We start from the raw sequence: 22942 nt of genomic DNA, 5'->3' as shown, positions 1-22942 counted from the left end.
CTATTCCAAAGTATAAACCTGAAACAAAACCATGAAAACTGACTTATCGAACTTACCCAAGTTACTTGAATCCACAGCCCGCGTTCGTTTTGAGGATTGCGACCCCTTCGGGCACCTGAACAATAGCCGTTATATAGACTATTTCCTGAACGCCCGCGAAGACCAGCTCCGCGAAAACTACGAACTGGACATTTACGCCCACATGAAGCAAAGCGGCAAAGTATGGGTAGTAAGCTCAAACCAGATTGCTTACCTGCGCGAGCTGAAACTGATGGAAGAAGTGAAAATACAGACCTGCTTACGCTGGTATACTGCTAACGAGATTCTGATGGAAGCAAAAATGCTCGACATCGAAAATGGAAGTATAAAAGCGGTGATCTGGATGCGCTTTGCTTACATAGATGCCCGGAAAGGGAAACGCGAAAACCATGAACCTGAGATCGAAGCCATTTTTAAAGCGGTTGCCATAGATGGCGAAGGCAAGCAAAATCTATACTTCGAAGACCGGGTGAAAGAATTAAAAGCAACGGCTGCTGCCAACTGATCGCTATACTTCAGTTTGTTCGCCTTAAAATGTAAACCAAACTTACAACGCAACTGTTATCAGGCAAACCTCCTGAAAAGTATAAATTACGGCCTACTTTCTGGTCCGGAAGTATACCAAACCGCTAATTGGCTACTTACCTAACGAGCGTTTGGTTTTAAGGCTAAAACACCTTAATTTCACACAACGAAATCTTAAATTTACTATGCAAACGAAAGAAGTATATATTATCTCGGCGGTTCGTACTCCGATCGGTAGTTTTGGCGGCGCTTTAGCCAGCCTTTCGGCTACGGAACTAGGTGCAGCAGCCATCAAAGGCGCTGTAGAAAAAGCCGGTATCGACAAAGAGCTTGTTCAGGAAGTTATCATGGGCAACGTGCTATCGGCTAACGTGGGCCAGGCACCTGCACGACAGGCTGCTGTTAAGGCTGGTCTTGGCTATAACGTGGAGTGTACAACCATCAACAAAGTATGTGCATCCGGTACTAAAGCCATCATGTTTGCGGCGCAGGCTATTATGCTGGGCCACAAAGATGTGATTGTGGCTGGTGGTATGGAGAGCATGAGCAACGTACCCTATTATGTAGAGAAAGCGCGTTGGGGTGCTAAAATGGGCCATATGCAAATGGCTGATGGTTTGATCAGAGATGGTTTATGGGATGTGTACAACGATTTCCATATGGGGAACGCAGCAGAAAACACAGCCCGCGAAATGAACATCACCCGCGAAATGCAGGATGAATATGCAACCAATTCTTACAGAAAAGCAGCAGAAGCATCAAAAGCAGGTCATTTTAAAGAAGAGATCGTACCTGTAGAAATTCCGCAGCGTGGCAAAGACTCTATCTTTGTAACCGAAGACGAAGAATACTCTAAAGTAAACTTTGATAAAATTGCCGGCCTGCGCCCTGTTTTCGATAAAGCAGGAACAGTAACGGCTGCCAACGCTTCTACTTTGAATGATGGTGCAGCTGCCTTACTTCTGATGAGCAAAGAAAAAGCAGAAGAACTTGGCCTGAAGCCACTTGCAAAGATCCGTGGCTTTGCTGATGCAGAGCAGGACCCGATCTGGTTTACGACTACGCCATCACTGGCTATACCAAAAGCGCTTAAAAACGCAGGCGTAACGCCAGAAGAAGTTGATTTTTACGAGATCAACGAGGCTTTCTCGGTAGTATCGATTGCCAACAACCAGAAACTTGGACTGGAAGGCGGTAACGTAAACGTATATGGCGGTGCGGTATCTTTAGGTCACCCGCTGGGTGCATCTGGTGCGCGTATTGTGGTTACACTTTGCAACGTACTGGCTAAACATGATGGTAAAATTGGTGTTACCGGTATCTGCAACGGCGGTGGCGGTGCTTCTTCTATCGTGATCGAGCGCGTATAAGTATAAAGTTTGCCCTTCGGCATACTGTTTGAGGGAGGCCTTGCGTTAGTTCGTAAGGCCTCTTTTATTTTGAGCAGCTCAACTGGTTTATACTTTCATGATAATCTGTTCTTGCGTTTTTTATAAAGAAAAGCTGCTGCCCTTGCTGCGTGTTTTCACCAGCAAGCACCTGTTTGAGAAAGTAAAGTTGCCGGTGAAAACACCAACAACGGCGCGACGGAAGGTACTATAATTGAAAACTCAAAACAGCTTTAAAGTATAAATTTGAGCATCAGCCTGAAAAATACCAGCAAGTTGAACCCGTTTTAAACTGTTTGCCATACCCGCTGTGTTTATCACAAAGTATAAACTTATACATTAGCAGATCCATCGCCCCAAATGTTATGCATAAATTAATTTTAGTACCGGTTATACTTTGCGTTGTCAGCATCTCCGCTGTTGCCCAAACAAAAGTAACCACTTACCACGACGAGTTTTACACCAAACTGAAGGAAGAATATTTTATACTTCCGGATTCGAGTATTGTGGGCAACTACAGCCGCTATTACCCTACCGGCGAGCGCGAAGTATTTGCCAAGTTTGTAGCCGGTAAAAAAGACAGCGTTTTCACGGAGTTTTACACCAACGGCAACCAGCGCATGCAGGTAACTTATGTGCAGGATAAAAAGCACGGTCCGTTTAAGGCCTATCGTCCGGATGGAAAATTGCTGCAGGAAGGCTACTTCGAAAACGACCAACAAAGCAAGTATTTTAAGCTGTACAACGCGGATGGCACGGTTCAGAAGGAGACGGCTTTTGTAAACGGTTTCCCGGAGGGCATCATGAAAGAGTATTACGAAGGCGGCAAGCTGAGATCAGAAATAGCCTATAAAGACAGCAAACAAAGCGGCCCGGCCAAAACCTATTACCTCAATGGCAACCTCGAAACAGAAGCCACTTACCGCAACGGTATGCTGGAAGGTTCCTACAAAACATACTTTGATAACGGCCAGCTCCAGACCGAAGTGATCCATGCAGCAGGTCAGAAAAACGGTTCTTTTAAGAGTTATTTCCGAAGTGGCAAACTGAGTACCGAAGGTGGTTTTGCGGCCGGTAAAATGCATGGCCTGGCTAAATCATACTTCGAGAGCGGCAAACTGCGTAGCAACATTACTTATAAAAACGGAGAAGTAAATGGCACCGCCCAATACTTTTACGAAGACGGCAAACTGAAAGAAGAAATTACGGCCAGCAACAACGGCGACGATAAAAAGATAACCCGCTACTACCCTTCCGGGAATGCCGAAGCCGAAGAGCAATTTAAAAACAAGCTGAAACACGGCAACTGGAAAGTATACGTTGATGCACCCGGTAAAAAAGTACAGCTTTCTGAAACATTTACTGCCGGCAAACTGACCGGCGACCGCATCGTGTACCACGAGAACGGACAGGTAAAAGAAAAGTATAAGTATGAAAATGGCAAAATAGTAGGCGTAAGCCAGGCTTTCTACCCATCGGGCAAGCTGCTCTCCGAAACGAACCACAAAGACGGCCTTCGGTTTGGCCCTTTTAAACAGTTTTTTGAAGATGGTAAAACAGAAGTAACCGGCCAGTTCAGGAACAACCGCGAAACCGGCACCTGGAAATACCACAACCCCGAAGGCAAAGTAATTAAGACCCGACTTTACCGTAACGGCGTGGTGCAGGAAGAAAAAGCCAAATAAAAGTATAAACCAAAGTATAAACCGCCTTTGCTCTGATAGTAAAGGCGGTTTTTTTATGGTTGCTTATTACGTTTAGCCCGCTATATTTGGTAGGTAAAGCGTATGTTGCTGCGTTTAGCTGGAAGTTAGGGGCAATGAAATTATGAAAATTAAAATCGGGAACAATTCAGAATATTTAATATTCACCAATTTCAGCCCAGAGAACGGTGAAAAAGGTGAATTTGCAAACGATTTTTATAATGTTTCACTTCAGCTAAATGTTAATGGAATAACTTCAAATATAGGAGCATCTATTAGAGTTGGGGAACTCTCTCAGTTGTACACCGACTTGTTAAAGCTATATGACACATTGAAATATAGTTTTGTGTTTTCAAGTATAGAAGATAATGTGAATTTACATTTCACACCAACAGTAACAGGACAGATAGAAATCAAAGGATATTTAAGAAATAGTGACTATACAGGAAGCATTGATTTTACAATAGAAGCAGACCAAACATTCATGCCCTCGACAATCAAGGAGGTAAAAAAATTCTTGGAAAGCATTGTAGGGGAAAATTAAAAACATCGTCCCACAACATTGTGTAAACATCATACTTCGGCCGACGGCCTTGTACCTTGTTTACACGAGTCCGTCAGGCTTCATTAAAACTCATGAAGAAAATAATAAAAGAAAGAGCTGAAGACCTATGTGTTTATTGGTGGACAAATCATTATGATGTCACCATTTCATCCTGTAAATCAGATGTAGAAACTACTATACAAGAATTTTATCTGACTCAAGAAAAATTAAAGTTTTTGCAATACTTAGAATCAGCCGTCCAGGAAGATAAAGATCATCACCTCAAAACGTGTGATGACAGAAATTGTCTGATTGAGAAAGGATTAGCAATTGCACTTTATGTTTTAGAAAATGAATCAAAAAACCTACAGGTTTTAACTGAAGAAGCTAACAGTATACCTTCTGACATTCAAGAGATTAAAGATAAGATTGATGTCATTATTGAAGAACTAAAAAAAGCTAATGTTGGGAATGAAATTCTTTTTGATGAACTGATAGAATTAAAGGATCTGAGCAAATCGCTTAAAAAGAAAAACTGGACCGAAGTGGCAAAAGGTAAACTAATTGATTTAGTACTTAATAAAGTGATCGAAAAAGACACTCTTGATTATATTATAAAAAGTCTCACAGGAGACAGTATTAACTTACTTAACTAAAATAATAGTGCCTAACCACATCTTTACTGTAGCTACGCCACCGCAAAGCCCTGTACGTTTCCAGTCAATTAAATAATAAATATGCAAAGACCTTTACTCATCCTCCTACTCATCTCATTGGCTTTTAGCAGCTATGGTCAGAAGAATAAGGAAGTACCTACCATCCAAGTAGTAGGCAGTTCTAAAATATCTGTTAAGCCTGACATAGGTATCTTGGTTATAAGTATCAAGAGCCATGATATGAACTTTAGCGAAGCAATCGTTGGGCTAAACAAAAAGACAGTAGATGTGTCCAACCAAATTGCTGCAATTGGTTTTAAGGCTGACGAAATTAAGACTACTGACTTTCAGGTAAACGAGCACACAGTTTACCGAAGGGGCGAAAGCGTTGACAGCGGCTATGTTGCGACCCAGAATGTGAAGGTTGAGTTCTTGAATAATAAAGAAACCATCACCAAAATATTAAACACGTTTTCAAAAAGCCAAACTGACTTTACATTAAATTTTAACTTTAAACTCTCTGATGAACTAAGGGAAAAGGTACAGGACCAGCTGGTTCAGTTCGCCATCAAAAGCTCAAATGAAAAGGCAAAACTAATTGCCGAATCTTCTGGCGTCCGCTTGGGGAAGATTAAAGAAATCAATTATGGGAACAACTACTATGCAGGAATGCGTGAAGTCGAAGACAAAGCAGAGTATGAAGTAGCTGCAGCCGGAGCACCTTCAGAAGCAATGATTGGCTTTACGCCTAATGATTTAATGTTTTCTGATAATGTGCTGATTATTTGGAAAATAAAATAAACTCATCTGCTAACCCAGCACAGACTTTAAACTTCGGCCGACGGCATCGCCGTTATTTAAACAAAGCCGTTAACAATCAAAAACAACCACCAAGTATAAACCACACACTATGTCAATATCAACGGAAGCAGAATTAGCAGGAATGCAGAAAGTGAGCGAAGCGGTTGCCTTTGCCCTGCACGAAATGAGGAAGTACGCCGCACCCGGAATGACGACAAAAGAACTGGATGAATACGGTGCTAAAATTCTGGCTGGGTTTGGAGCAAAGTCAGCGCCCTACCTTACGTATGGTTTTCCGGGTTATACGTGTATTAGTGTTGATAATGAGTTTTGCCACGGCATTCCGTCAGAAAAGCGGGTATTGAAAGAAGGCGACCTGATCAACATTGATGTGTCGGCGGAGCTGAACGGTTTCTGGGCCGACAACGGCGGTTCGTTTGTGATCGGCAACGACATTAATCAGCATCAGAAACTGGTAGATGCGTCTAAAGAAATTCTACGCAAGGCTATTTATACCATAAAAGGCGGTGTTAAAATTGCCGACATCGGCGATCTGATAGAAACGGAAGCTAAAAAGCGAGGCTATAAAGTAATCAAAAACCTGGGCGGCCACGGCATTGGCCGAAGCCTGCACGAACAACCCGACGAACTGCTTAACTACAAAAACAGGTTCGACCAGAGGCGATTTAAAAAGAATTCGGTTGTGGCCATCGAAACATTTATCTCCACCACATCCACCTTCACCAAAGAACTTAACGACGGTTGGACTCTAGTTGGCAACAAAGGAGGCTATATGGCGCAACACGAACACACCCTGGTTGTAACCGACGGCGAACCACTTATCCTGACGGCAAGCAACGGCATCTTTGATTAAAATCCGGCGAACCTCCCAGGCCATTTATCTTCCTGCGCTTGCTAAAAGGTCTTAAATGCTCCGTAATATTGTTTGTATTCGCTAGGAAGCTTGATATTTATACTTTCAAAGTATAAACCAACGTACCGGACTTCCTAATACCTCCAACTGAAACTCAAATGAAAATCTTACTCGCAATCGGGGCTGGCAGTTTTATCGGAGGCGTGCTGCGTTACCTGGTTTCGCTGCTAATCACTTCCAGAAGTATAACGCAGTTTCCGGTTGGTACTTTAACGGTTAACCTGCTGGGTTGTCTGCTGATCGGGGTGGTATATGGTTTGGCGGGCAAAGGCACTTTAACTTCTGAGTGGCGGCTTTTTCTGGCAACAGGCGTGCTGGGCGGCTTCACGACTTTCTCGGCTTTCTCTTTGGAAACTGTTGATCTCCTGAAACAAGGAAACCTGTTGTATGCTTTTGCTTATGTGCTGGCAAGTATTGTTCTGGGCTTAATGGCCACTTACCTCGGCCTGCTGGCAACAAAGCTGATTTGAGCGTTGCAAGTATAGAAATTTTCTTTTGTATAAATAAAAAACTATATATTTATACTTGCGCTGCTAAAATCATCCAACGTAAACCTTGCAACATGAATACAATTGGCATTACCCGTATCGTTATCTATACACAGCGCATGCTGGAAATGTACCTGGCAAAAAAAGAAGCTAAAACATTGAATCTTATACTTTGGGTAGCGCTTTCGGTTTTTGCTTTGTTTCGTTGCGGAGTTATAGTGGGCCAAAGTATAGGCGAGCTGGTTTTCAACGTATCGCGCTAAGCTATACATTCTGATTTTTGCTGCCACCTGTACTACAAACTATGAAACCATACTTTTGCTATGAACCGAGTTGACAGGCTGTTTGGAATCCTCATCTTACTGCAATCCAAAAAGTATGTGACCGCCGATAAGATCGCGGAAAAATTTGGCATCAGCGCCCGCACGGTTTACCGCGACATAAAAGCAATTTATGAGCTCGGCATACCCGTCAGTTTTGAGCAGCACAAAGGTTATTTCATCATGCAGGGCTATTTTCTGCCGCCTGTTTCCTTTACCTCCGAAGAAGCCAATGCCCTGCTACTGATGGAATCCATTGTATATAGTTTAACCGATAAATCCATCCAGAAGCATTATACCAGCGCCCTCCAAAAGATAAAAGCCGTTTTAAAAACATCGGAAAAAGAAAAAGTAGAACAACTGGCAGATACCGTGCTGATGCAGGTACCCACCTACATCACCCAGGACTTTGATTACCTGTCGGCGTTGCAGCAAGCCATTTCTACCAAAACAATTGTGGAACTGGACTATAAAAATAATAACGAAGAAACCAGTCAGCGCCGTGTAGAGTGCATCGGCCTTATCTTTTATGCCTTTAACTGGCACCTAATTGCGTGGTGCCACAAACGCCAGGCCTACCGCGACTTCCGGGCATCGCGTATCCTTCGCCTCAAAAACACCGGCCTCCCCTTCTGCAAAACAGACCACATCGAGCTCAACAGCTATTTCAAAGCTTTGCCGGTGTGTTATTAGCCAGTCATTTTTACCCTCCGTTTTTATACTTTCACAAAAATTTATTTTTCTGAAAACAGACTGCCATAGGGTTGTCAGTGGGGTGTATTTTATTTGTATATGTACAACTTAAAACCATGAACCATGACAGAAACGCTTAACCTTATCGACATGCTGGCAAAAGAGCTGGAAGAAGAAGGAACAATTACCCGCCGTATGCTGGAGCGGGTGCCCACCGCTAAATTTGACTGGCAGCCGCACACAAAAAGTATGAAAATCAAAGAGCTCACTACCCATATTGCTGATCTGCCTTCCTGGATTGGTATGGGCCTGAACACCGATGAGCTTGATTTTGCCCAAAACCCTTACAACCCGCGTGATGTGAACAGCACAGAAGAACTGCTGGCATATTTCGATGAAAACCTGGCCGAAAGTAAAGTGCAGTTAGCAAATGCCACCGAAGACCAACTGCAGCAACCATGGACCCTCCGCGAAGGCGATGCCATCTACATGTCCTGCTCCAGAGCAGAAGTAATTCGTCATTCGCTTAGCCAGATCATTCACCACCGCGCACAACTGGGCGTTTACCTGCGTCTGCTCGATATTCCGATTCCCGGCACCTACGGCCCAAGCGCCGACGACCAGCAAAACTTCTCTTAAACTAAAAAGCGCTGCCCTAGTTACAAATGGCAGCGCTTTACTTTATAACGTCATTAAATTTTAAAACCCTTGTAGCTCCAGTTCATCCGTTTCAACCATAGATACGCGTTTGCCCATTTTTTTCTGGATGATCTTAAAATGGTGCGCATCTTCGGGGCTGATAAGCGAAAGCGCCTCTCCTGCCGACTCGGCACGACCGGTGCGCCCGATGCGGTGCACATAATCCTTAGGCGAGCGCGGCAAATCATAGTTTATCACGTAAGGTAAAAACTGTATATCGATGCCCCGCGAAGCCAGGTCGGTGGCGACTAACACGCGTACTTTACCAGCCTTAAACTTCTGCAATGCTTCGGTTCTGGCTCCCTGGCTTTTTTTACTGTGCATCGCCATCGCTTCTATGCCGTTTTTCTGCAGTTTTTCGGTTACATTATCGGCTCGTTTGGTAGAGGATACAAACACGAGCACCTGTTGCATATCCTTTTCCTTGATAAGGTAGCGCAGCAAAGGGCCTTTTCGCTCCGAACCCACCTGGTAGGCAACCTGCGTGATCAGATCGGTAGTTTCGGCTTTCTGTTCGATCTCAATTGTAACCGGGTTGATCAGTAATTTCTCTTTGATGATCTCAACGCTGCCGGCCAGCGTAGCCGAGAAAAGTATGTTCTGACGTTTGGCAGGAAGCAACGCAAAGATCTTCTGCATTTCTTCTTCAAAACCAAGGTTCAGCATCTTGTCCGCTTCATCCAGCACCAGCACTTCTACTTCAGATAAATATAAAGCGTTTGAGGAAACCAGGTCGAGTAAGCGGCCGGGCGTAGCCACCAGCACTTCGGTATTTTGCAGCGCCATCATCTGTGGGTTCACCGAAACGCCGCCATACACAGCCAGCGATTTCACACGCCTCGGCAAATTGCTACCGAACGTCCTGAACACATCGCCTACCTGCACAGCCAGCTCGCGGGTTGGTACCAGTACCAGTACTTTTATATAACGGTTCCGAGAAGGCTGTTTTGTTTGTAACTGCTGTAGTACAGGCAACACGAAACCTGCCGTTTTACCGGAGCCGGTCTGCGCAATGCCCAGCACATCCTTCCCCGAAAGTATGGCCGGAATGGCTTGTTCCTGTATCGGATATGGGTTGTTATACTTTTGGGCGGCTACCGCTTTTAACAAAGGTTCTGCTAATCCTAGATCTGAAAAAGCCATAGGCTGTGCGATTGGTGTTTCTGAATGATAAAAGGCAAAGGTACAACTAACTGAACGGACAATGTAAAGTATGGCCAAACTTTAAAAGTATAAAGTATAGCTCCGGTGATCGTTTTAAAATATTTTTTTTGTGCTACCCCGATGGAGTTATTGCCTTTCTGATTATATTCCTGTAAATATTCTAATTATGAACAGGAGAAACTTTATACGCAACAGCTCACTTGCTGGCATAACCCTTACTACTTTCTCGCTTGGCGCTTGTACAACCGGCTCTACCGAAAAAGCAAACGATCAGACAACCGCCACTTCAGACACCACCAAAGACTTTCCGCTGAACGAAGCAACCATCACCGAGCTGCAGGAAAAGATGAAAGCCGGAACCTATACTTCCAAACAGATCACGCAACTATACTTAGACCGCATCAACGAGATCGATAAAAATGGCCCGAAACTGAACTCCGTGATCGAAGTAAACCCGGACGCCCTACGTATAGCCGAAGCAATGGACAAAGAACGCAAGGACGGCAAAATACGTGGTCCGCTGCATGGCATCCCGGTCATGATAAAAGATAACATTGATTCGGGTGATAAAATGGTGACTTCTGCCGGCTCGCTTGCCCTGGCCGATAACATTGCGTCGAAAGATGCTTTTATTGTGGCAAAACTGCGCGAAGCGGGTGCTGTATTGTTAGGCAAAACCAACCTGAGTGAGTGGGCCAATTTCCGGTCTTCGCGCTCATCGAGTGGCTGGAGCAGCCGCGGCGGACAAACACGTAATGCCTATGTGATCGATCGTTCGCCGTGTGGTTCCAGTTCCGGTTCGGGTGTAGCGGTGGCGGCCAACCTCTGCGCCGTGGCCATTGGCACTGAAACAGATGGTTCTATTGTTTGCCCGTCGGCGGTAAATAACCTGGTAGGTTTTAAACCAACGGTTGGTCTGGTTAGCCGCACAGGCATCATCCCGATTTCCCATACCCAGGACACGGCCGGACCGATTGCCAGAACCGTAACCGATGCCGCCATACTTTTAGGCGCCATAGCGGGTACCGACTCAGCGGATGGCGTTACAAAAGAAAGCGCGGGCAAAACGCACCCGGACTATACGAAATTCCTGGATATAAACGGGTTGAAAGGCAAGCGCATCGGCATCGAAAAAACGTTTATGCAAGGCCATGAAGGTATTGATGTGATGCTGAAAGAGACCATCGAACTCCTGAAAAGCAAAGGGGCTATTATTGTGGAAGTAGAAATTGTAGGCCCGATCCGGAAGCTGGGCGGTAATGAATTCAAAATACTACAGTATGAGTTTAAGGATGGCGTGAATAAGTACCTGGCGCAGGCAAATTCCAAAGTAAAATCGCTGAAAGATGTGATCGCATTCAACAAAGCCAACGAGCCGAAAACGATGCCTTACTTTAAACAGGAAACACTGGAAAGTTCTGAAGCACTCGGCGACCTTAACAGCAAAGAATACAAAGACGCGCTGCAGGAAAACAACTCCAAATCGCGGCAGTTGATCGATAACCTGATGAAGGAACATAAGCTGGATGCGATCTCCGGCCCAACCTATGGCCCAAGCTGGTGCATCGATCTGATAAACGGGGATGCTTTTTCGGGTTACGGTTTGTCTACGCCGGCTGCAATTTCGGGGTACCCGCATATCACGGTGCCGATGGGCATGCTGCAAAATCTGCCGATCGGGTTTTCGTTTTTTGGAGGTGCTTACTCCGAACCGGAATTGCTGAAAATGGCGTATGCCTATGAGCAAGCTTCTAAGAAACGGACAGCGCCCAAATTCGAAAAATCGGTAGCAGCTAGCTAAGCAGGGCCATCGTTAAAATTCCCGGGACGCACATCAACCCGGGAATTTTAACTTTCCCACAAATTCACAAATCAATTTATCTACACAGATTATACATCAGCTGAACCACTTAGCAACTTATCCACTGAAACTGCCCATACGTTGCATTTTTTATTCCTAAATCTTCATTTTATCTTCGCAATCTAAACCATGAGCATCATGACGCAATACGGACAGCAAACAGAACTCCGCAACAACTGGAGTCTGGACGAAATAAAAGCAATTTACTACAAACCAGTACTTGAACTAATAGTAGAAGCAGCGCAGGTACACAAGCAATACCAGGCCACCGGCGAAGTTCAGGTTTGTACTTTGTTATCGGTCAAAACCGGTGGTTGCCCGGAAGATTGTTCGTATTGTCCGCAGGCTGCCCGTTTCCATACCGATGTGGAAGTTCACAAACTGCTAAGCCAGGAACAGGTATTAACGGCTGCACAGCGTGCCCGCGATGGGGGTTCTACCCGTTTTTGCATGGGCGCTGCCTGGCGCGAAGTGCGCGATAACCGCGACTTTGATAAGGTTTTGGATATGGTGAAAGGCGTAAACGACCTGGGCCTTGAAGTATGCTGCACACTGGGCATGGTAAACGAGTACCAGGCTGAAAAGCTGAAAGAAGCCGGCCTGTATGCCTACAACCACAACCTCGATACATCCGAAGAAAACTATAGCAATATTATTACCACCCGCACCTACGATGATCGTTTAGATACGATTGACAACGTGCGTAAAGCAGGGATTTCGGTTTGCTCCGGTGGTATTATCGGCCTCGGCGAAACAGACGAAGACCGTATTGGCATGCTCCATACATTGTCTACGATGGTGCAGCACCCGGAATCTGTTCCGGTAAATGCGTTGGTACCGGTTAAAGGTACGCCACTCGAGAACCAGCCGTTGGTTACCGTGTGGGAAATGGTGCGCATGATTGCCACGGCCCGTATCCTGATGCCTAAAACGATGGTTCGCCTTTCGGCTGGCCGCGAGCGCATGAGCGTTACAGAGCAGGCGCTTTGCTTTTTGGCTGGCGCAAACTCCATCTTTACTGGCGAAAAACTACTGACAACGCCAAACCCGGATTTCGATCAGGACAAAGCGATGTTCGAACTACTCGGCCTCAACCCAAGAAAATCATTTAAAGAAGAAGGCCAACCGGTTTTAAATTAGACAAGAGACTATTTGACAAAGGAAGAAAGACTTCCAAAAATATTCAGGTAGATTTTTCATCTATAATCTTTTGTCCTTTGTCAAATAATCCTTTGTCGCAAAGATTAGCGCAGAAGCTGGCGGACCGGGCAGCGCAGGGAAACCTGCGGCAACTCAAAACCACGGTCGGCCTTGTAGACTTTTGCTCGAACGATTACCTCGGCCTTGCCCGCTCCGAACGGTTGCGCGTGCGCATCAGACAGGAAGAGGGAAAGTATAAACAGCTGCCTTTGGGTGCAACCGGCTCCCGCTTATTATCCGGTAACAACCCGCTTTTCGAAGAACTGGAAAGTATGATTGCGGCTTACCACAAAAGTGAAGCAGCTTTGCTGTTTAACTCCGGGTATGCGGCAAATGTAGGGTTACTATCAGCGCTGCCGCAGCGGGGCGATACGGTTTTTTACGACGAAGCCAGCCATGCATCCATGAAGGACGGATTACGGTTGAGCTTTGCCAAATGCTACAGTTTCCGGCATAACGATGTAGCAGACCTCAAACAGAAACTAAAACTGGCAACCGGGCAGGTATATGTGGTGGTGGAGTCAGTTTACTCGATGGATGGCGACAGGGCACCCTTAGCTGAACTGGCCATACTTTGTGAAAATAAAAACGCAGCCTTAATTGTAGACGAAGCCCATGCCGTGGGTTTGTATGGCGAAAAAGGCGAAGGCTTAACGGCAGCCTTAGGACTGGAAAACAAAGTTTTTGCGCAGGTGATCACCTATGGCAAAGCAATGGGTTGCCACGGTGCTGCTGTGGTAGGGCCTGCTGTGCTACGCGATTTTTTGATAAACTATAGCAGGGCATTTATTTATACAACAGGTTTGCCAACACACGCGCTCGTTAGTTTAAAGTGCGCGTACCAGTTGCTGCCGGATTTCTCAGCAGAAAGAAAAAAAACTAAAGCCCTGGCATATAAACTGTACCAGAAATTAAATAACTTAAGCAATGTTACCTGCTCCCCCGAAAACAGCGTCATTCTCTCTGTTTTCCCGAAGGAGCAGCAGCAATTGACATCGCTGGCAGCTGACTTGCAAAAAGAAGGTTTTGACGCACGACCGGTGCTTCCGCCCACTGTGCCAACTGGTACGGGCAGGCTCCGGATCATTGTGCATGCTTATAATACAGAAGAAGAAATAGACGGCCTCGTGCAGGCCATAGCAAGAAGTACATGAAACGTTATTTTGTAACAGGCATCGGAACGGACGTAGGCAAAACTGTTGCCGCAGCCATACTTACCGAAGCACTGCAAGCTGATTATTGGAAACCTGTGCAGGCAGGCGGACTCGATTTCACGGATACAGACACGGTTAAAAGCCTGATATCCAATACCAAATCTGTGTTCCATCCGGAAGCATACCGCCTGAAAAAAGCCTCGTCGCCTCATAAGGCTGCGGCTGCCGAAGGCATTGAAATTGATGTACACGGCCTGACATTACCCGAAACCGACAACAACCTGATTGTAGAAGGTGCCGGGGGTTTGATGGTGCCTTTGAACAAGCGTTACCTGGTACTGGACCTGGTGCAACAACTGGGCCTGGAAGTAGTGTTGATCTCCAGAAACTACCTCGGAAGTATAAACCATACTTTACTTACAGCTGAAGTGCTGCGTTACCGCAAAGTACCGGTGGCCGGCATCATTTTTAACGGCGAAGAAAACCCGACCTCCGAAGATTTTATTATCAAATACACCGGGCTGCGTAAGTTACCCTCTATCCGGCAGGAAGCTGATTTCTGTCAGGAAGCTGTGCTGGAATATGCCAGGCAGTTCGAAGGCCATTTGTAGTTTATACCTAAACATTACCATTTGATTTAAACTTATACTTCACGATTTTACGTCTGGCGGGCGCTGTATCATCTCAACTTATTTACTTGCTAAAGTATGCCTAAAGATGAACTGGTAAATGCTTTTGCTTCGCCGCTAACAAAAAAAGACATCCTGGCGCTTTCCCAAAAAGTGGGAAAGCAAAATGCTGTTCCTGAGCTGGTTGAACTATGCTTTCTGCAGCAAAAACCGGCCATTGCGTTCAGAGCGGCCTGGGTGCTGGAGAACGTTTCGTTAAGTTACCCGGAGGCTTTTATCCCCTATTTTCATACTTTTATAAAGCGCTTGCCTACCCAAAAAAACCAGAGTTGCCAGCGCCATTTCACAAACATCGTGCTGCAGTTCTGCAAACCCAAGGCAACTCCGTTACATAAATGCGCCCTGGCCGCTGTACCAGACCAGTCCATACTTATAGAAAGCATTTTTGAGTGGCTGATCTTTCCGAAAACGCCTGTTGCTGTCCGCGTTAACTGCCTCGAACTATTACTTTTCTTTTCTGATACTTTTAGTTGGGTGAAAGAAGAATTGCAGGCACAAACCGAATATTATCTGCGCGAAGGTTCACCGGCTATGCAAAGTCGTGGACGTAAAATCCTGAAACAGCTCTGTAAATAGTAGCCTTAAAGTATAAGCTTGTCTTTTTTCTTTTAAAAAGCTTTTCTTTGCAGGGAAATACAACCAATAACTATGCTCCCTGAAAACCCATCGTTAGCACAACGCGACCAAAACGTAATCTGGCACCCGTACACGCAAATGAAAACCGCTCCGCTCCCGGTTCCGATTGTTCGGGGCGAAGGCGCTTTATTGTTCGATGAAGCGGACAAGGTTTACCTGGATGCCGTGTCATCGTGGTGGGTTAACCTGCACGGGCATTCCCATCCGTATATCGCTGAAAAAGTAGCGGAGCAACTGCGAACACTGGAGCATGTTATTTTTGCAGGTTTCACACACCCGGCGGCAGTTACGTTTGCCGAGCGCCTGATTGGCATTCTTCCGGAAGGGCAAAGCCGCATTTTTTATTCGGATAACGGCTCTACGGCAGTGGAAGTGACACTTAAAATGGCGATCCAGTACTGGCAAAACACAGCCACGCCTAAAAAGAAGATCGTTGCCTTCAGGGATAGTTACCACGGCGATACTTTTGGCGCCATGGCTGTGAGCAGCCGCAGCACCTTTACGGCACCGTTCTGGTCCTACTTGTTTGAGGTGGATTTTATTGATGTACCAGTACCTGGCCGTGAAAATGAAAGTATAAATCAACTCGAAACGCTTGCCCAAACCGGTGAAATAGCCGCTTTTATTTACGAACCATTGGTACTGGGCACCGCAGGTATGGTGATGTACACGCCTGACGCACTAAACAACTTACTCCGGGTTTGCCAGCAGCATAACATCCTTTTAATAGCAGACGAAGTGATGACCGGTTTCGGGCGCACCGGCAGTACCTTTGCCAGCGATTTTGTAGAAGTAAAACCCGACATGGTTTGCTTATCAAAAGGATTGACAGGCGGCACGATGGCTTTAGGTGTAACATCGTGCAACGAAAAGATTTACGACGCCTTCCTGCACGATGATAAGAGTAAGACGTTTTTCCACGGGCACAGCTATACCGCAAACCCGGTAGCCTGCGCCGCCGGCCTGGCAAGTATGGATTTACTTCTTCAACCCGAAACACAGGAAAGTATAAACCGCATCAGCCAACGCCATGCAACCTTCGCAGCAAGTATAAAACAGCTCCCGAAAGTACAGCAGGTACGCCAGCAAGGCACCATCTTAGCCATTGAGTTTGAAGACACCGCTACTTCTTACTTCAGCAACCTGCGCGATACGCTTTATAATTTTGCGATGGAGCAAGGTGTTATCCTTCGTCCGCTGGGCAATATCATCTACATCATTCCGCCTTATTGTATTACCAACGAACAGCTTGATCAAGTATACCAGACCATTTTGGGTATGCAGCAACTGATCTCAGCACTGAAGTAAGTATTTCTTATCTTCTGCAACGAAGTATAAATTCAGATTAAAGTCTTTGCCGGAAAGTGCTTGTTCCTACTGCGTTTGTCGCTAGTTTTGCCGCTGTTTGGAGATGGGAAAAGAATATATCGTACTAAGAGGCTGTGGTGCTATTTCGCCTTTGGGCTTTAATGAAGTTACAACTGCGCAAAGTTATACTTCCGGGCAACCCGCATTTAAAACCATACTTCACCAGAACCAGCCAACGCCGGTTGCTGCGCTTTCTGTTGATGCAGAGAATACTTTACAGCAATTAATAAAGGCTAATCCGGCTTACAAAAATCTGGACCGCTCTGTGCACCTGGCCATTTATGCAGCCAGGCAAGCGGCTGAGGAGGCTGGCTGGCTAAGATCAGATCATGTACTGCACGATGACCTGGGCGTAAACATTGGTTCTTCGCGCGGGGCAGCCGGTTTGTTTGAGCAACATTTCGAAGCATTTCAGCAAAACGACCTTTCGGCAGCGGCCTCCCCTACTACTACCTTAGGCAATTTGTCGAGCTGGGTGGCCCATGCCGTTAATGCCGGCGGCGCACAGATCAGCCATTCTATTACGTGCAGTACGGCCTTAATGGCACTTGCCAACGGCATGGCCTGGTTAAAAGCCGGTATGGCAACCCGCTTTCTGGCTGGCGGCACCGAAGCTCCGCTCACCGATTTTACCATCGCCCAAATGAAAGCCATCGGTATTTATTCCAAACGCGACAGCCATACTTTCCCGTGCCAGCCCTACGCCGTGGCTAAGCAGAATACCTTTGTTTTAGGCGAAGGAGCCGCTGTTTTTGCACTGGAGTTGGTTGCAGAAACCGAACTGAAAAAAGGAGATGTTATTCTGGAAGCGATAGGGCTTGGCTTTGAGCAGATTGGCAGCAAAACCGGCATCTCGAAAGAAGGGCTAAATTTTCAAAAATCGATGCGGCACGCGCTTTCCCAGCTTTCAGAAAAAGATCCAGGTATAGAGCTGATAATTACCCATACGCCCGGAACCTACGCCGGCGATAGCGCTGAACTAGCTGCTTTAGCAGCCGTTTTCGGAGCTGAAGCACCAGCTATAACGACAAATAAATGGCTGACTGGCCATACATTAGGCGCTTCCGGTGGCCTAAGTGTAGAATTTGCGCTTCATATTCTACGACATCAAAAATTCCCGGCGCCTTCCTACCCGACTTCCATTCAGGCTACCGCACCTGCAAGTATAAACCGGGTGCTGGTTAATGCTGCCGGCTTTGGAGGGAATGCTGCAAGTATAGTACTTAGGCAGTGGTAATAACTACACTTTAGCTGTAACAGCCAATTTAGCCGGAACAATTATTAGTCACTCCTTATCTCCATACCACGCTTGACATAAGTAGCAACTTTGTGCATTTTCTTAACCATTTATCAAAAAGCCATTATAGAATTAAACTTTTACATTAAAACCCTAGTACCAGCTTACAGTTTAGTTATATCGTTCTCAACAATAGTAATTACCACTGAATTAAACTTATACAATACTATCGCTTAAGTACACTATTAATGAAAGTAAAAAGTATGAAAGGAACTTCTCCTGAAAATGAACAATTACTTTTAGCATAACCCTATGAAAATAAATTATTACTACATTATCACGTTACTGATTATCTTCTTTACAACCACTGCTGGTTTACTACAGGTGAGTGCTCAAACTCCCGGTTTAATTTATAAAACAGCCACTGCAGGAGGAAACAAGGTGCTGGACCCTAACCTGGATGGCTACGTTTCTGCTTCAAGAAATGGATTTTCTGCCGGAAAAGACGAAGGCATCGGTATTAGCGAAATCCCATACCGCCAATTTCCAGCTTTAACTACAGAGCCAATAGGTGATCTTAATACAGGCTCAACAGGCGGCCATACGGATCTGGCTGCTCCGATTTCACCTGTAACTTCCCCCTCCACTGGTTCGCCTATCTCTGCTTATTTTGATGGCATCAACTTTCTTTTCCGGATCAGGTTGGGAGGTGCCTCATCAGCCTCGAAAGGCTACAGTGTACTAATAGATTCGGATAATACGTTTAATGGAACAGGCTTCAACCCTGGCTTCGAATTTGAGGTGTTATTAGCTTCTAACACAGCAGTTCAGATTTTAAAACATACATCTACAAGTAGTACAACTATCTTTAATGGCTCTGTAGATCAATATTCACAAAGAGCTATTGCCGGATCTCTTAACGGTAACAATACAGATTATTTTTATGATTTCTATGTTCCGCTTTCAGCTTTTCAGGGAGGTATAACTGAAGCTACGCCTTTGCGGATGAGTGGAATTACAATTACCAGTGCCCAAAGTGGCTTTACAGGTACTGTTTCCGATGTAGGAGGCGTTAACTTTCAGGCTTATAATTATGACGCACCAAGCGCTTGGCGGGCACTTATCAATGGCTTCCCGCCAACGAGCCTTACCAACATACAAACAACAGGGTTTGCTGCCATAGGAGCAACAGCGCCTGTGGTAAGTGGCCCGATTACTGCCAGCAGCACTTCCATTTCCGGAACTTCTGTAGAGGCAGTAGGTTCCGTTGTTACGGTTTTGCGTAATGGGATAGCTATTTGTGGTGGCACAGGCCAGCCTACCTGCCCAACCGTTAGCAGCACCGGCGCTTGGACAATAAGTGGCATATCAAGTACATTATTAGTAGCTGGTGATGTAATAACAGCCAGAGTTACCCCTGTAGGGAAGTCTGTCTCGGCAGCTTCGAACGTAGTAACAGTTACTTCCGGTATTTGTACTTCTACTTCAGCTCTTAGATTACAACGTACTGTATCTTCTGGAAATACTCGGGCTTTCCAAGGCACTACAACAAGTAATTTACCACAAAGAATACAGATTTTTCCTATATCTGGTACCTCCCCAATTGCAACTGTAGATTTCACACCAGGTACTGCAAATGCTGATGGCACTTTTACATGGACCTCAAATTATGTTGCCTCAGCCAGTTTACCAGAAACAAATTTTTATGCTATCACAACACCCTATAATTCAAACTTCTCCATTCCTCAAGGTTGTACATCTTTAAGATCAAATCAATTATGCTACAACAATGGGCAGGCAGGCGCTGCTAACAACCAACTTATTTCTATCACTAATGTAACTTATAACAATGTCTCACAGAATATTACAAGTGGAACCGTACTATATGAAGTGCCTACTAATACAGTAAGCATTACAGGTACTTTAAGTTTAAATGGCACAACAACTACAGGTTCAATTATACTTTTCAAAAATGGAGTTGCCACTACTGAAGGAGTAGCTTTTACCTCAACTACTAATTCATGGACTATTAATCTTTCACCTACTTTTGTGGCTGACCTGAAACCAGGTGAAGTGCTCAATGTGAGAACTAGTCTTACATTAACTGGTGGAGGAAGTTCTTCATGTACAAATACATACTCTTCTCCATCTAACTTTTTAACAGTACAGCAAACAACTCTATCTCCTACAATTAACCCAGCCGGCTGTGGCAGAATTACCAGCTTATCCGGCACATCAACTGAGCCTGCAGGAACAGTAATTCAGTTTTATACAGGCGGTACTGTTGGTGAACGTAATGGCACACTTATCACTCAGAGTGGCACCAGTACCGCTCTGACAGCAATAGTATCAGCTACAGGGACTTGGTTAGTTAATTTAACTTCAGCTGCGGGAGGCGGTATCACCGCAGGAACACAAGTTACAGCAAGAGCAAAAGCTGTGGGTAAAGTCCGAAGTGTAAACTCTTTTCCTGTTACATCAGCTCCAGGCCCAACGGGTGTATTAACCATAACCTCTCCTATTAACGAAGGCCAAACCACCATTTCCGGAACCGCACCGGTTGGCTCCTTGATAACTGTTTACATCGAAGGTACTCCTTTCTCTCCTGTACTGACAGCATCAAACGGCATCTGGACAGCAAGTGGGTTTTCATCTCTGGAAATTTTTGCAGGAGCTTCTGTAACAGCTAACTTTAAGATCTCAGGAAACACATGTGAAAGTGATAAAATAACGCCGGTCCTTGTATCTTGTCTTGCACCTATAGTCTCATATACTATATCTGCAATTTCAGCAACTACAATTTGCGGTAGCAACAGTATCAGCTTTAATTTGTCAGGATCAGAGTATGGCGTTTCTTACAGAGTTTTAGTTAACGGTACGGAATCTGGAAGCTCGGTCATAGGAACCGGAGGGCCAATTACATTGATTTCTGGCCCCTTAGTTAACACAACCACTACCGACCAGAACCAAACTATAACTTACAGAGCAAGGAGAATCAGTGGCATTAATTGTGATGCTGTATCAACCAGCACGTCAAATATAACTGTGAGGCCACAGCCTATTACTACGGGACTTAGCTTTGTATCTATCAGCCAGGCTGTTTGCGCTAATACAGCAGCGAGCTTTTCACTGAATGGAACCAACTCCAGTTATAATTATCAGTTGGTAGACCAAGCAACCAATCAGTTGGTGGGTAGTGCTGTACAAGGTGCAACCAATGCTATCTTGTTAACAACTGGTACTGTAACAACCAACTCTACTTATGGACTACGGGTAACGTTCAGAACAGGAACTTCTCCTTGCAGTTTAACTTTGCCATCTCAGGTTTCTACTACTATATCAAGTCCTTCTATCACCAATGCAGTTTTCCCTACCAATAACAAAGCTTGTGTTGGCGGGGCTACTACTATCAATGTTGCGACAGAACCAAATAATGATTTTGAGTATAGTATATATCGCAGATTAGGAACAACCAATAGTCCGGCTACTGATGCTCTGCTTGGCTCATTCCGTGGATCAGGTGCTACTATAGGATTAACTACAGGTAATCTGACCACAGCAGGAACGGCAATATTTTATGCAACTGTGCGTAGGCTGACAGGCAACGTTTGCGGGACGCTTACACTATTGAATACAGCTACAGTAACAGTAACCAACGCACCGATAACAGCTAATGCAGGTCCAAATTTTACATCATGTGGCAGCACTGCTGTTCTGCAGGGCAATAATGTAGCACCTGATAATGGGACTTGGAGCCAGGTTAGTGGCCCTTCTACAGTTACGTTTAGCTCTGTAAGCAATCCTAATGCAACTGTTCAGGGACTTGTAACAGGAACCTACGTATTGCGCTGGACGGCACAATCCACTTGTGGTGGTAATTCTGCTTCTACACAATCTGAAGTTACGGTTATTATAAACTGCCCGGCCGCTTACACTATTACTGTGCCTAAATATAAAAATGAGTATGTAAACGGTAATATACTTGCCGAAGCTACTGATTCTGATGGAGGTATTGTAGCTGCAACCAACACGCAGGGCATCATGCCATCAGGCACATTTTTAGCACAGAACGGTACTATTACTGTCAGTAACAGTACAACATTAGTCGAAGGCATATATCCACTTACAATTAGCCTGACAGATAGGTCAGGTGGCATTAGCACAGTAAATATTTTAATACGCATTCGTGGTAATTCCCCTACAATTACTCCTCTTCCTGTAGAGTTAGTTTACTTCAGAGCCAGTGCAGGAAAAGGTAAAGTAGAACTGCAGTGGCTGACCGCATCCGAGAAGGACAACGACAGATTTGAAGTAGAACGCAGCAGCGACAGTAAAGCATTTGAAAAGCTCGGGACTGTTGCAGGTAAAGGCAATAGCAACGTATCTAACAAATACAGCTTCACAGATAAATCACCACTCGTAGGCACAGCTTATTACAGACTTAAACAGGTAGACTCAGATGGGAGCATCGCATACAGTAATGTCATTACTTTGGAAACTGAAGGCAATACGGCCTCTGACCTGGTAATGAAGGTATATCCAAACCCATTTATCAGCCAAATTTCCATATCCCTTGTAGCACAGCAACAGGAAAGCGCACAACTGATCCTCCTCGACTTACAGGGCCGGGAGGTAATACGCAAAACAATTGAACTGGAAAAAGGGGAAAACCAATTGGAACTGCCGCTGCAAAAATTAGCCAATGGCATGTATATGCTGAAAGTAGTGAGCGGAAGTATAAAAGCAGCTACAAAAATTATAAAGAATCGCTAATTAAAATAATAAGTATCAAACAGCTCGGGCGGGTTATATAACCGGCCCGAGCTGTTTGATACTATACCAG

20 protein-coding genes are annotated in these 22942 nt (G+C 45.2%); 19 read left to right on the top strand and 1 reads right to left on the bottom strand.

The features are described from left to right. The first annotated feature begins 31 nt into the window (after positions 1-31). The 11 genes from DP923_RS12690 (at position 32) to DP923_RS12640 (ending at position 8730) form a co-directional block, all read left to right on the top strand. The gene (locus tag DP923_RS12690; RefSeq protein ID WP_112306210.1) at positions 32-544 is read left to right on the top strand and encodes an acyl-CoA thioesterase; all 513 of its coding nucleotides are present in this window, start codon (positions 32-34) and stop codon (positions 542-544) included. A 205-nt stretch (positions 545-749) separates the two neighbouring features. After that, a complete protein-coding gene (locus DP923_RS12685; protein WP_112306209.1) occupies positions 750-1934 on the top strand; it encodes an acetyl-CoA C-acyltransferase in 1185 nt (394 codons plus the stop codon). A 383-nt stretch (positions 1935-2317) separates the two neighbouring features. Further along, positions 2318-3637, top strand: coding sequence for a toxin-antitoxin system YwqK family antitoxin (locus DP923_RS12680; RefSeq protein WP_112306208.1), 1320 nt, complete (start codon positions 2318-2320; stop codon positions 3635-3637). Positions 3638-3779: 142 nt separating this feature from the next. Continuing rightward, positions 3780-4199 (top strand): WapI family immunity protein, encoded by a 420-nt coding sequence (locus DP923_RS12675; protein WP_112306207.1) that lies wholly within the window; start codon positions 3780-3782, stop codon positions 4197-4199. Between the two features lie 92 nt (positions 4200-4291). After that, positions 4292-4855: a hypothetical protein gene (locus DP923_RS12670; protein WP_112306206.1), complete on the top strand. Its 564-nt coding sequence runs from the start codon at positions 4292-4294 to the stop codon at positions 4853-4855. 81 nt (positions 4856-4936) lie between these two features. After that, a complete protein-coding gene (locus tag DP923_RS12665) occupies positions 4937-5656 on the top strand; it encodes an SIMPL domain-containing protein (protein WP_112306205.1) in 720 nt (239 codons plus the stop codon). A 109-nt stretch (positions 5657-5765) separates the two neighbouring features. Next, a complete protein-coding gene (gene map / locus DP923_RS12660; RefSeq protein WP_112306204.1) occupies positions 5766-6530 on the top strand; it encodes a type I methionyl aminopeptidase in 765 nt (254 codons plus the stop codon). Positions 6531-6688: 158 nt separating this feature from the next. Next, a complete protein-coding gene (crcB, locus tag DP923_RS12655; RefSeq protein ID WP_112306203.1) occupies positions 6689-7060 on the top strand; it encodes a fluoride efflux transporter CrcB in 372 nt (123 codons plus the stop codon). A 92-nt stretch (positions 7061-7152) separates the two neighbouring features. Beyond that, positions 7153-7341, top strand: a complete 189-nt coding sequence (locus tag DP923_RS12650) for a hypothetical protein (RefSeq protein WP_112306202.1) — start codon at positions 7153-7155, stop codon at positions 7339-7341. 60 nt (positions 7342-7401) lie between these two features. Continuing rightward, a complete protein-coding gene (locus tag DP923_RS12645) occupies positions 7402-8091 on the top strand; it encodes a helix-turn-helix transcriptional regulator (RefSeq protein WP_112306201.1) in 690 nt (229 codons plus the stop codon). 123 nt (positions 8092-8214) lie between these two features. Next, positions 8215-8730 carry a DinB family protein gene (locus DP923_RS12640; RefSeq protein WP_112306200.1) on the top strand — a complete coding sequence of 172 codons (516 nt, stop codon included), beginning with the start codon at positions 8215-8217 and terminating at the stop codon, positions 8728-8730. Positions 8731-8790: 60 nt separating this feature from the next. On the opposite strand, the gene DP923_RS12635 is transcribed toward DP923_RS12640, so the two are convergent. Then, a complete protein-coding gene (locus DP923_RS12635) occupies positions 8791-9933 on the bottom strand; it encodes a DEAD/DEAH box helicase (RefSeq protein ID WP_112306199.1) in 1143 nt (380 codons plus the stop codon). A 187-nt stretch (positions 9934-10120) separates the two neighbouring features. Between DP923_RS12635 and DP923_RS12630 the strand changes: the two genes are divergently transcribed. From DP923_RS12630 to DP923_RS16845, 8 genes are all read left to right on the top strand, one after another. Continuing rightward, positions 10121-11755 (top strand): amidase, encoded by a 1635-nt coding sequence (locus DP923_RS12630; protein ID WP_112306198.1) that lies wholly within the window; start codon positions 10121-10123, stop codon positions 11753-11755. Positions 11756-11944: 189 nt separating this feature from the next. Beyond that, positions 11945-12955, top strand: coding sequence for a biotin synthase BioB (gene bioB, locus DP923_RS12625; protein ID WP_239021027.1), 1011 nt, complete (start codon positions 11945-11947; stop codon positions 12953-12955). Between the two features lie 92 nt (positions 12956-13047). Beyond that, positions 13048-14169 (top strand): aminotransferase class I/II-fold pyridoxal phosphate-dependent enzyme, encoded by a 1122-nt coding sequence (locus tag DP923_RS12620; protein WP_239021026.1) that lies wholly within the window; start codon positions 13048-13050, stop codon positions 14167-14169. Further along, entirely contained in the window at positions 14166-14780 is a 615-nt protein-coding gene (bioD, locus tag DP923_RS12615; protein ID WP_112306195.1) for a dethiobiotin synthase, read from the top strand. The genes DP923_RS12620 and bioD overlap by 4 nt, the downstream gene beginning before the upstream one ends. 96 nt (positions 14781-14876) lie before the next feature. After that, entirely contained in the window at positions 14877-15434 is a 558-nt protein-coding gene (locus tag DP923_RS12610) for a hypothetical protein (protein ID WP_112306194.1), read from the top strand. A 72-nt stretch (positions 15435-15506) separates the two neighbouring features. After that, positions 15507-16802 carry an adenosylmethionine--8-amino-7-oxononanoate transaminase gene (gene bioA, locus DP923_RS12605; protein ID WP_112306193.1) on the top strand — a complete coding sequence of 432 codons (1296 nt, stop codon included), beginning with the start codon at positions 15507-15509 and terminating at the stop codon, positions 16800-16802. A 103-nt stretch (positions 16803-16905) separates the two neighbouring features. Beyond that, on the top strand, positions 16906-18099 hold the full coding sequence (locus DP923_RS12600; RefSeq protein WP_239021025.1) for a beta-ketoacyl synthase N-terminal-like domain-containing protein: 1194 nt from the start codon (positions 16906-16908) through the stop codon (positions 18097-18099). A 312-nt stretch (positions 18100-18411) separates the two neighbouring features. Then, on the top strand, positions 18412-22872 hold the full coding sequence (locus DP923_RS16845) for a T9SS type A sorting domain-containing protein (RefSeq protein ID WP_239021024.1): 4461 nt from the start codon (positions 18412-18414) through the stop codon (positions 22870-22872). Positions 22873-22942: the final 70 nt, after the last annotated feature.

Origin of the sequence: Pontibacter arcticus (assembly GCF_003284895.1) — a bacterium.
Taxonomy (GTDB): domain Bacteria; phylum Bacteroidota; class Bacteroidia; order Cytophagales; family Hymenobacteraceae; genus Pontibacter; species Pontibacter arcticus.
Note: the sequence above shows the minus strand (reverse complement) of the source record. Positions and strands in the feature narration are given on the sequence as shown.

What these genes read in the sequence shown, in the direction of transcription:
- DP923_RS12630 (WP_112306198.1), top strand. Translation starts at nt 10,121, where the DNA reads ATGAACAGGAGAAACTTTATACGCAACAGCTCACTTGCTGGCATAACC.
- DP923_RS12640 (WP_112306200.1), top strand. Translation starts at nt 8,215, where the DNA reads ATGACAGAAACGCTTAACCTTATCGACATGCTGGCAAAAGAGCTGGAA.
- DP923_RS12610 (WP_112306194.1), top strand. Translation starts at nt 14,877, where the DNA reads ATGCCTAAAGATGAACTGGTAAATGCTTTTGCTTCGCCGCTAACAAAA.
- bioD (WP_112306195.1), top strand. Translation starts at nt 14,166, where the DNA reads ATGAAACGTTATTTTGTAACAGGCATCGGAACGGACGTAGGCAAAACT.
- DP923_RS12675 (WP_112306207.1), top strand. Translation starts at nt 3,780, where the DNA reads ATGAAAATTAAAATCGGGAACAATTCAGAATATTTAATATTCACCAAT.
- DP923_RS12645 (WP_112306201.1), top strand. Translation starts at nt 7,402, where the DNA reads ATGAACCGAGTTGACAGGCTGTTTGGAATCCTCATCTTACTGCAATCC.
- DP923_RS12600 (WP_239021025.1), top strand. Translation starts at nt 16,906, where the DNA reads ATGGGAAAAGAATATATCGTACTAAGAGGCTGTGGTGCTATTTCGCCT.
- DP923_RS12650 (WP_112306202.1), top strand. Translation starts at nt 7,153, where the DNA reads ATGAATACAATTGGCATTACCCGTATCGTTATCTATACACAGCGCATG.
- DP923_RS12680 (WP_112306208.1), top strand. Translation starts at nt 2,318, where the DNA reads ATGCATAAATTAATTTTAGTACCGGTTATACTTTGCGTTGTCAGCATC.
- DP923_RS12665 (WP_112306205.1), top strand. Translation starts at nt 4,937, where the DNA reads ATGCAAAGACCTTTACTCATCCTCCTACTCATCTCATTGGCTTTTAGC.
- DP923_RS12670 (WP_112306206.1), top strand. Translation starts at nt 4,292, where the DNA reads ATGAAGAAAATAATAAAAGAAAGAGCTGAAGACCTATGTGTTTATTGG.
- bioA (WP_112306193.1), top strand. Translation starts at nt 15,507, where the DNA reads ATGCTCCCTGAAAACCCATCGTTAGCACAACGCGACCAAAACGTAATC.
- DP923_RS16845 (WP_239021024.1), top strand. Translation starts at nt 18,412, where the DNA reads ATGAAAATAAATTATTACTACATTATCACGTTACTGATTATCTTCTTT.
- bioB (WP_239021027.1), top strand. Translation starts at nt 11,945, where the DNA reads ATGAGCATCATGACGCAATACGGACAGCAAACAGAACTCCGCAACAAC.
- DP923_RS12685 (WP_112306209.1), top strand. Translation starts at nt 750, where the DNA reads ATGCAAACGAAAGAAGTATATATTATCTCGGCGGTTCGTACTCCGATC.
- DP923_RS12690 (WP_112306210.1), top strand. Translation starts at nt 32, where the DNA reads ATGAAAACTGACTTATCGAACTTACCCAAGTTACTTGAATCCACAGCC.
- crcB (WP_112306203.1), top strand. Translation starts at nt 6,689, where the DNA reads ATGAAAATCTTACTCGCAATCGGGGCTGGCAGTTTTATCGGAGGCGTG.
- map (WP_112306204.1), top strand. Translation starts at nt 5,766, where the DNA reads ATGTCAATATCAACGGAAGCAGAATTAGCAGGAATGCAGAAAGTGAGC.
- DP923_RS12635 (WP_112306199.1), bottom strand. Translation starts at nt 9,933, where the DNA reads ATGGCTTTTTCAGATCTAGGATTAGCAGAACCTTTGTTAAAAGCGGTA.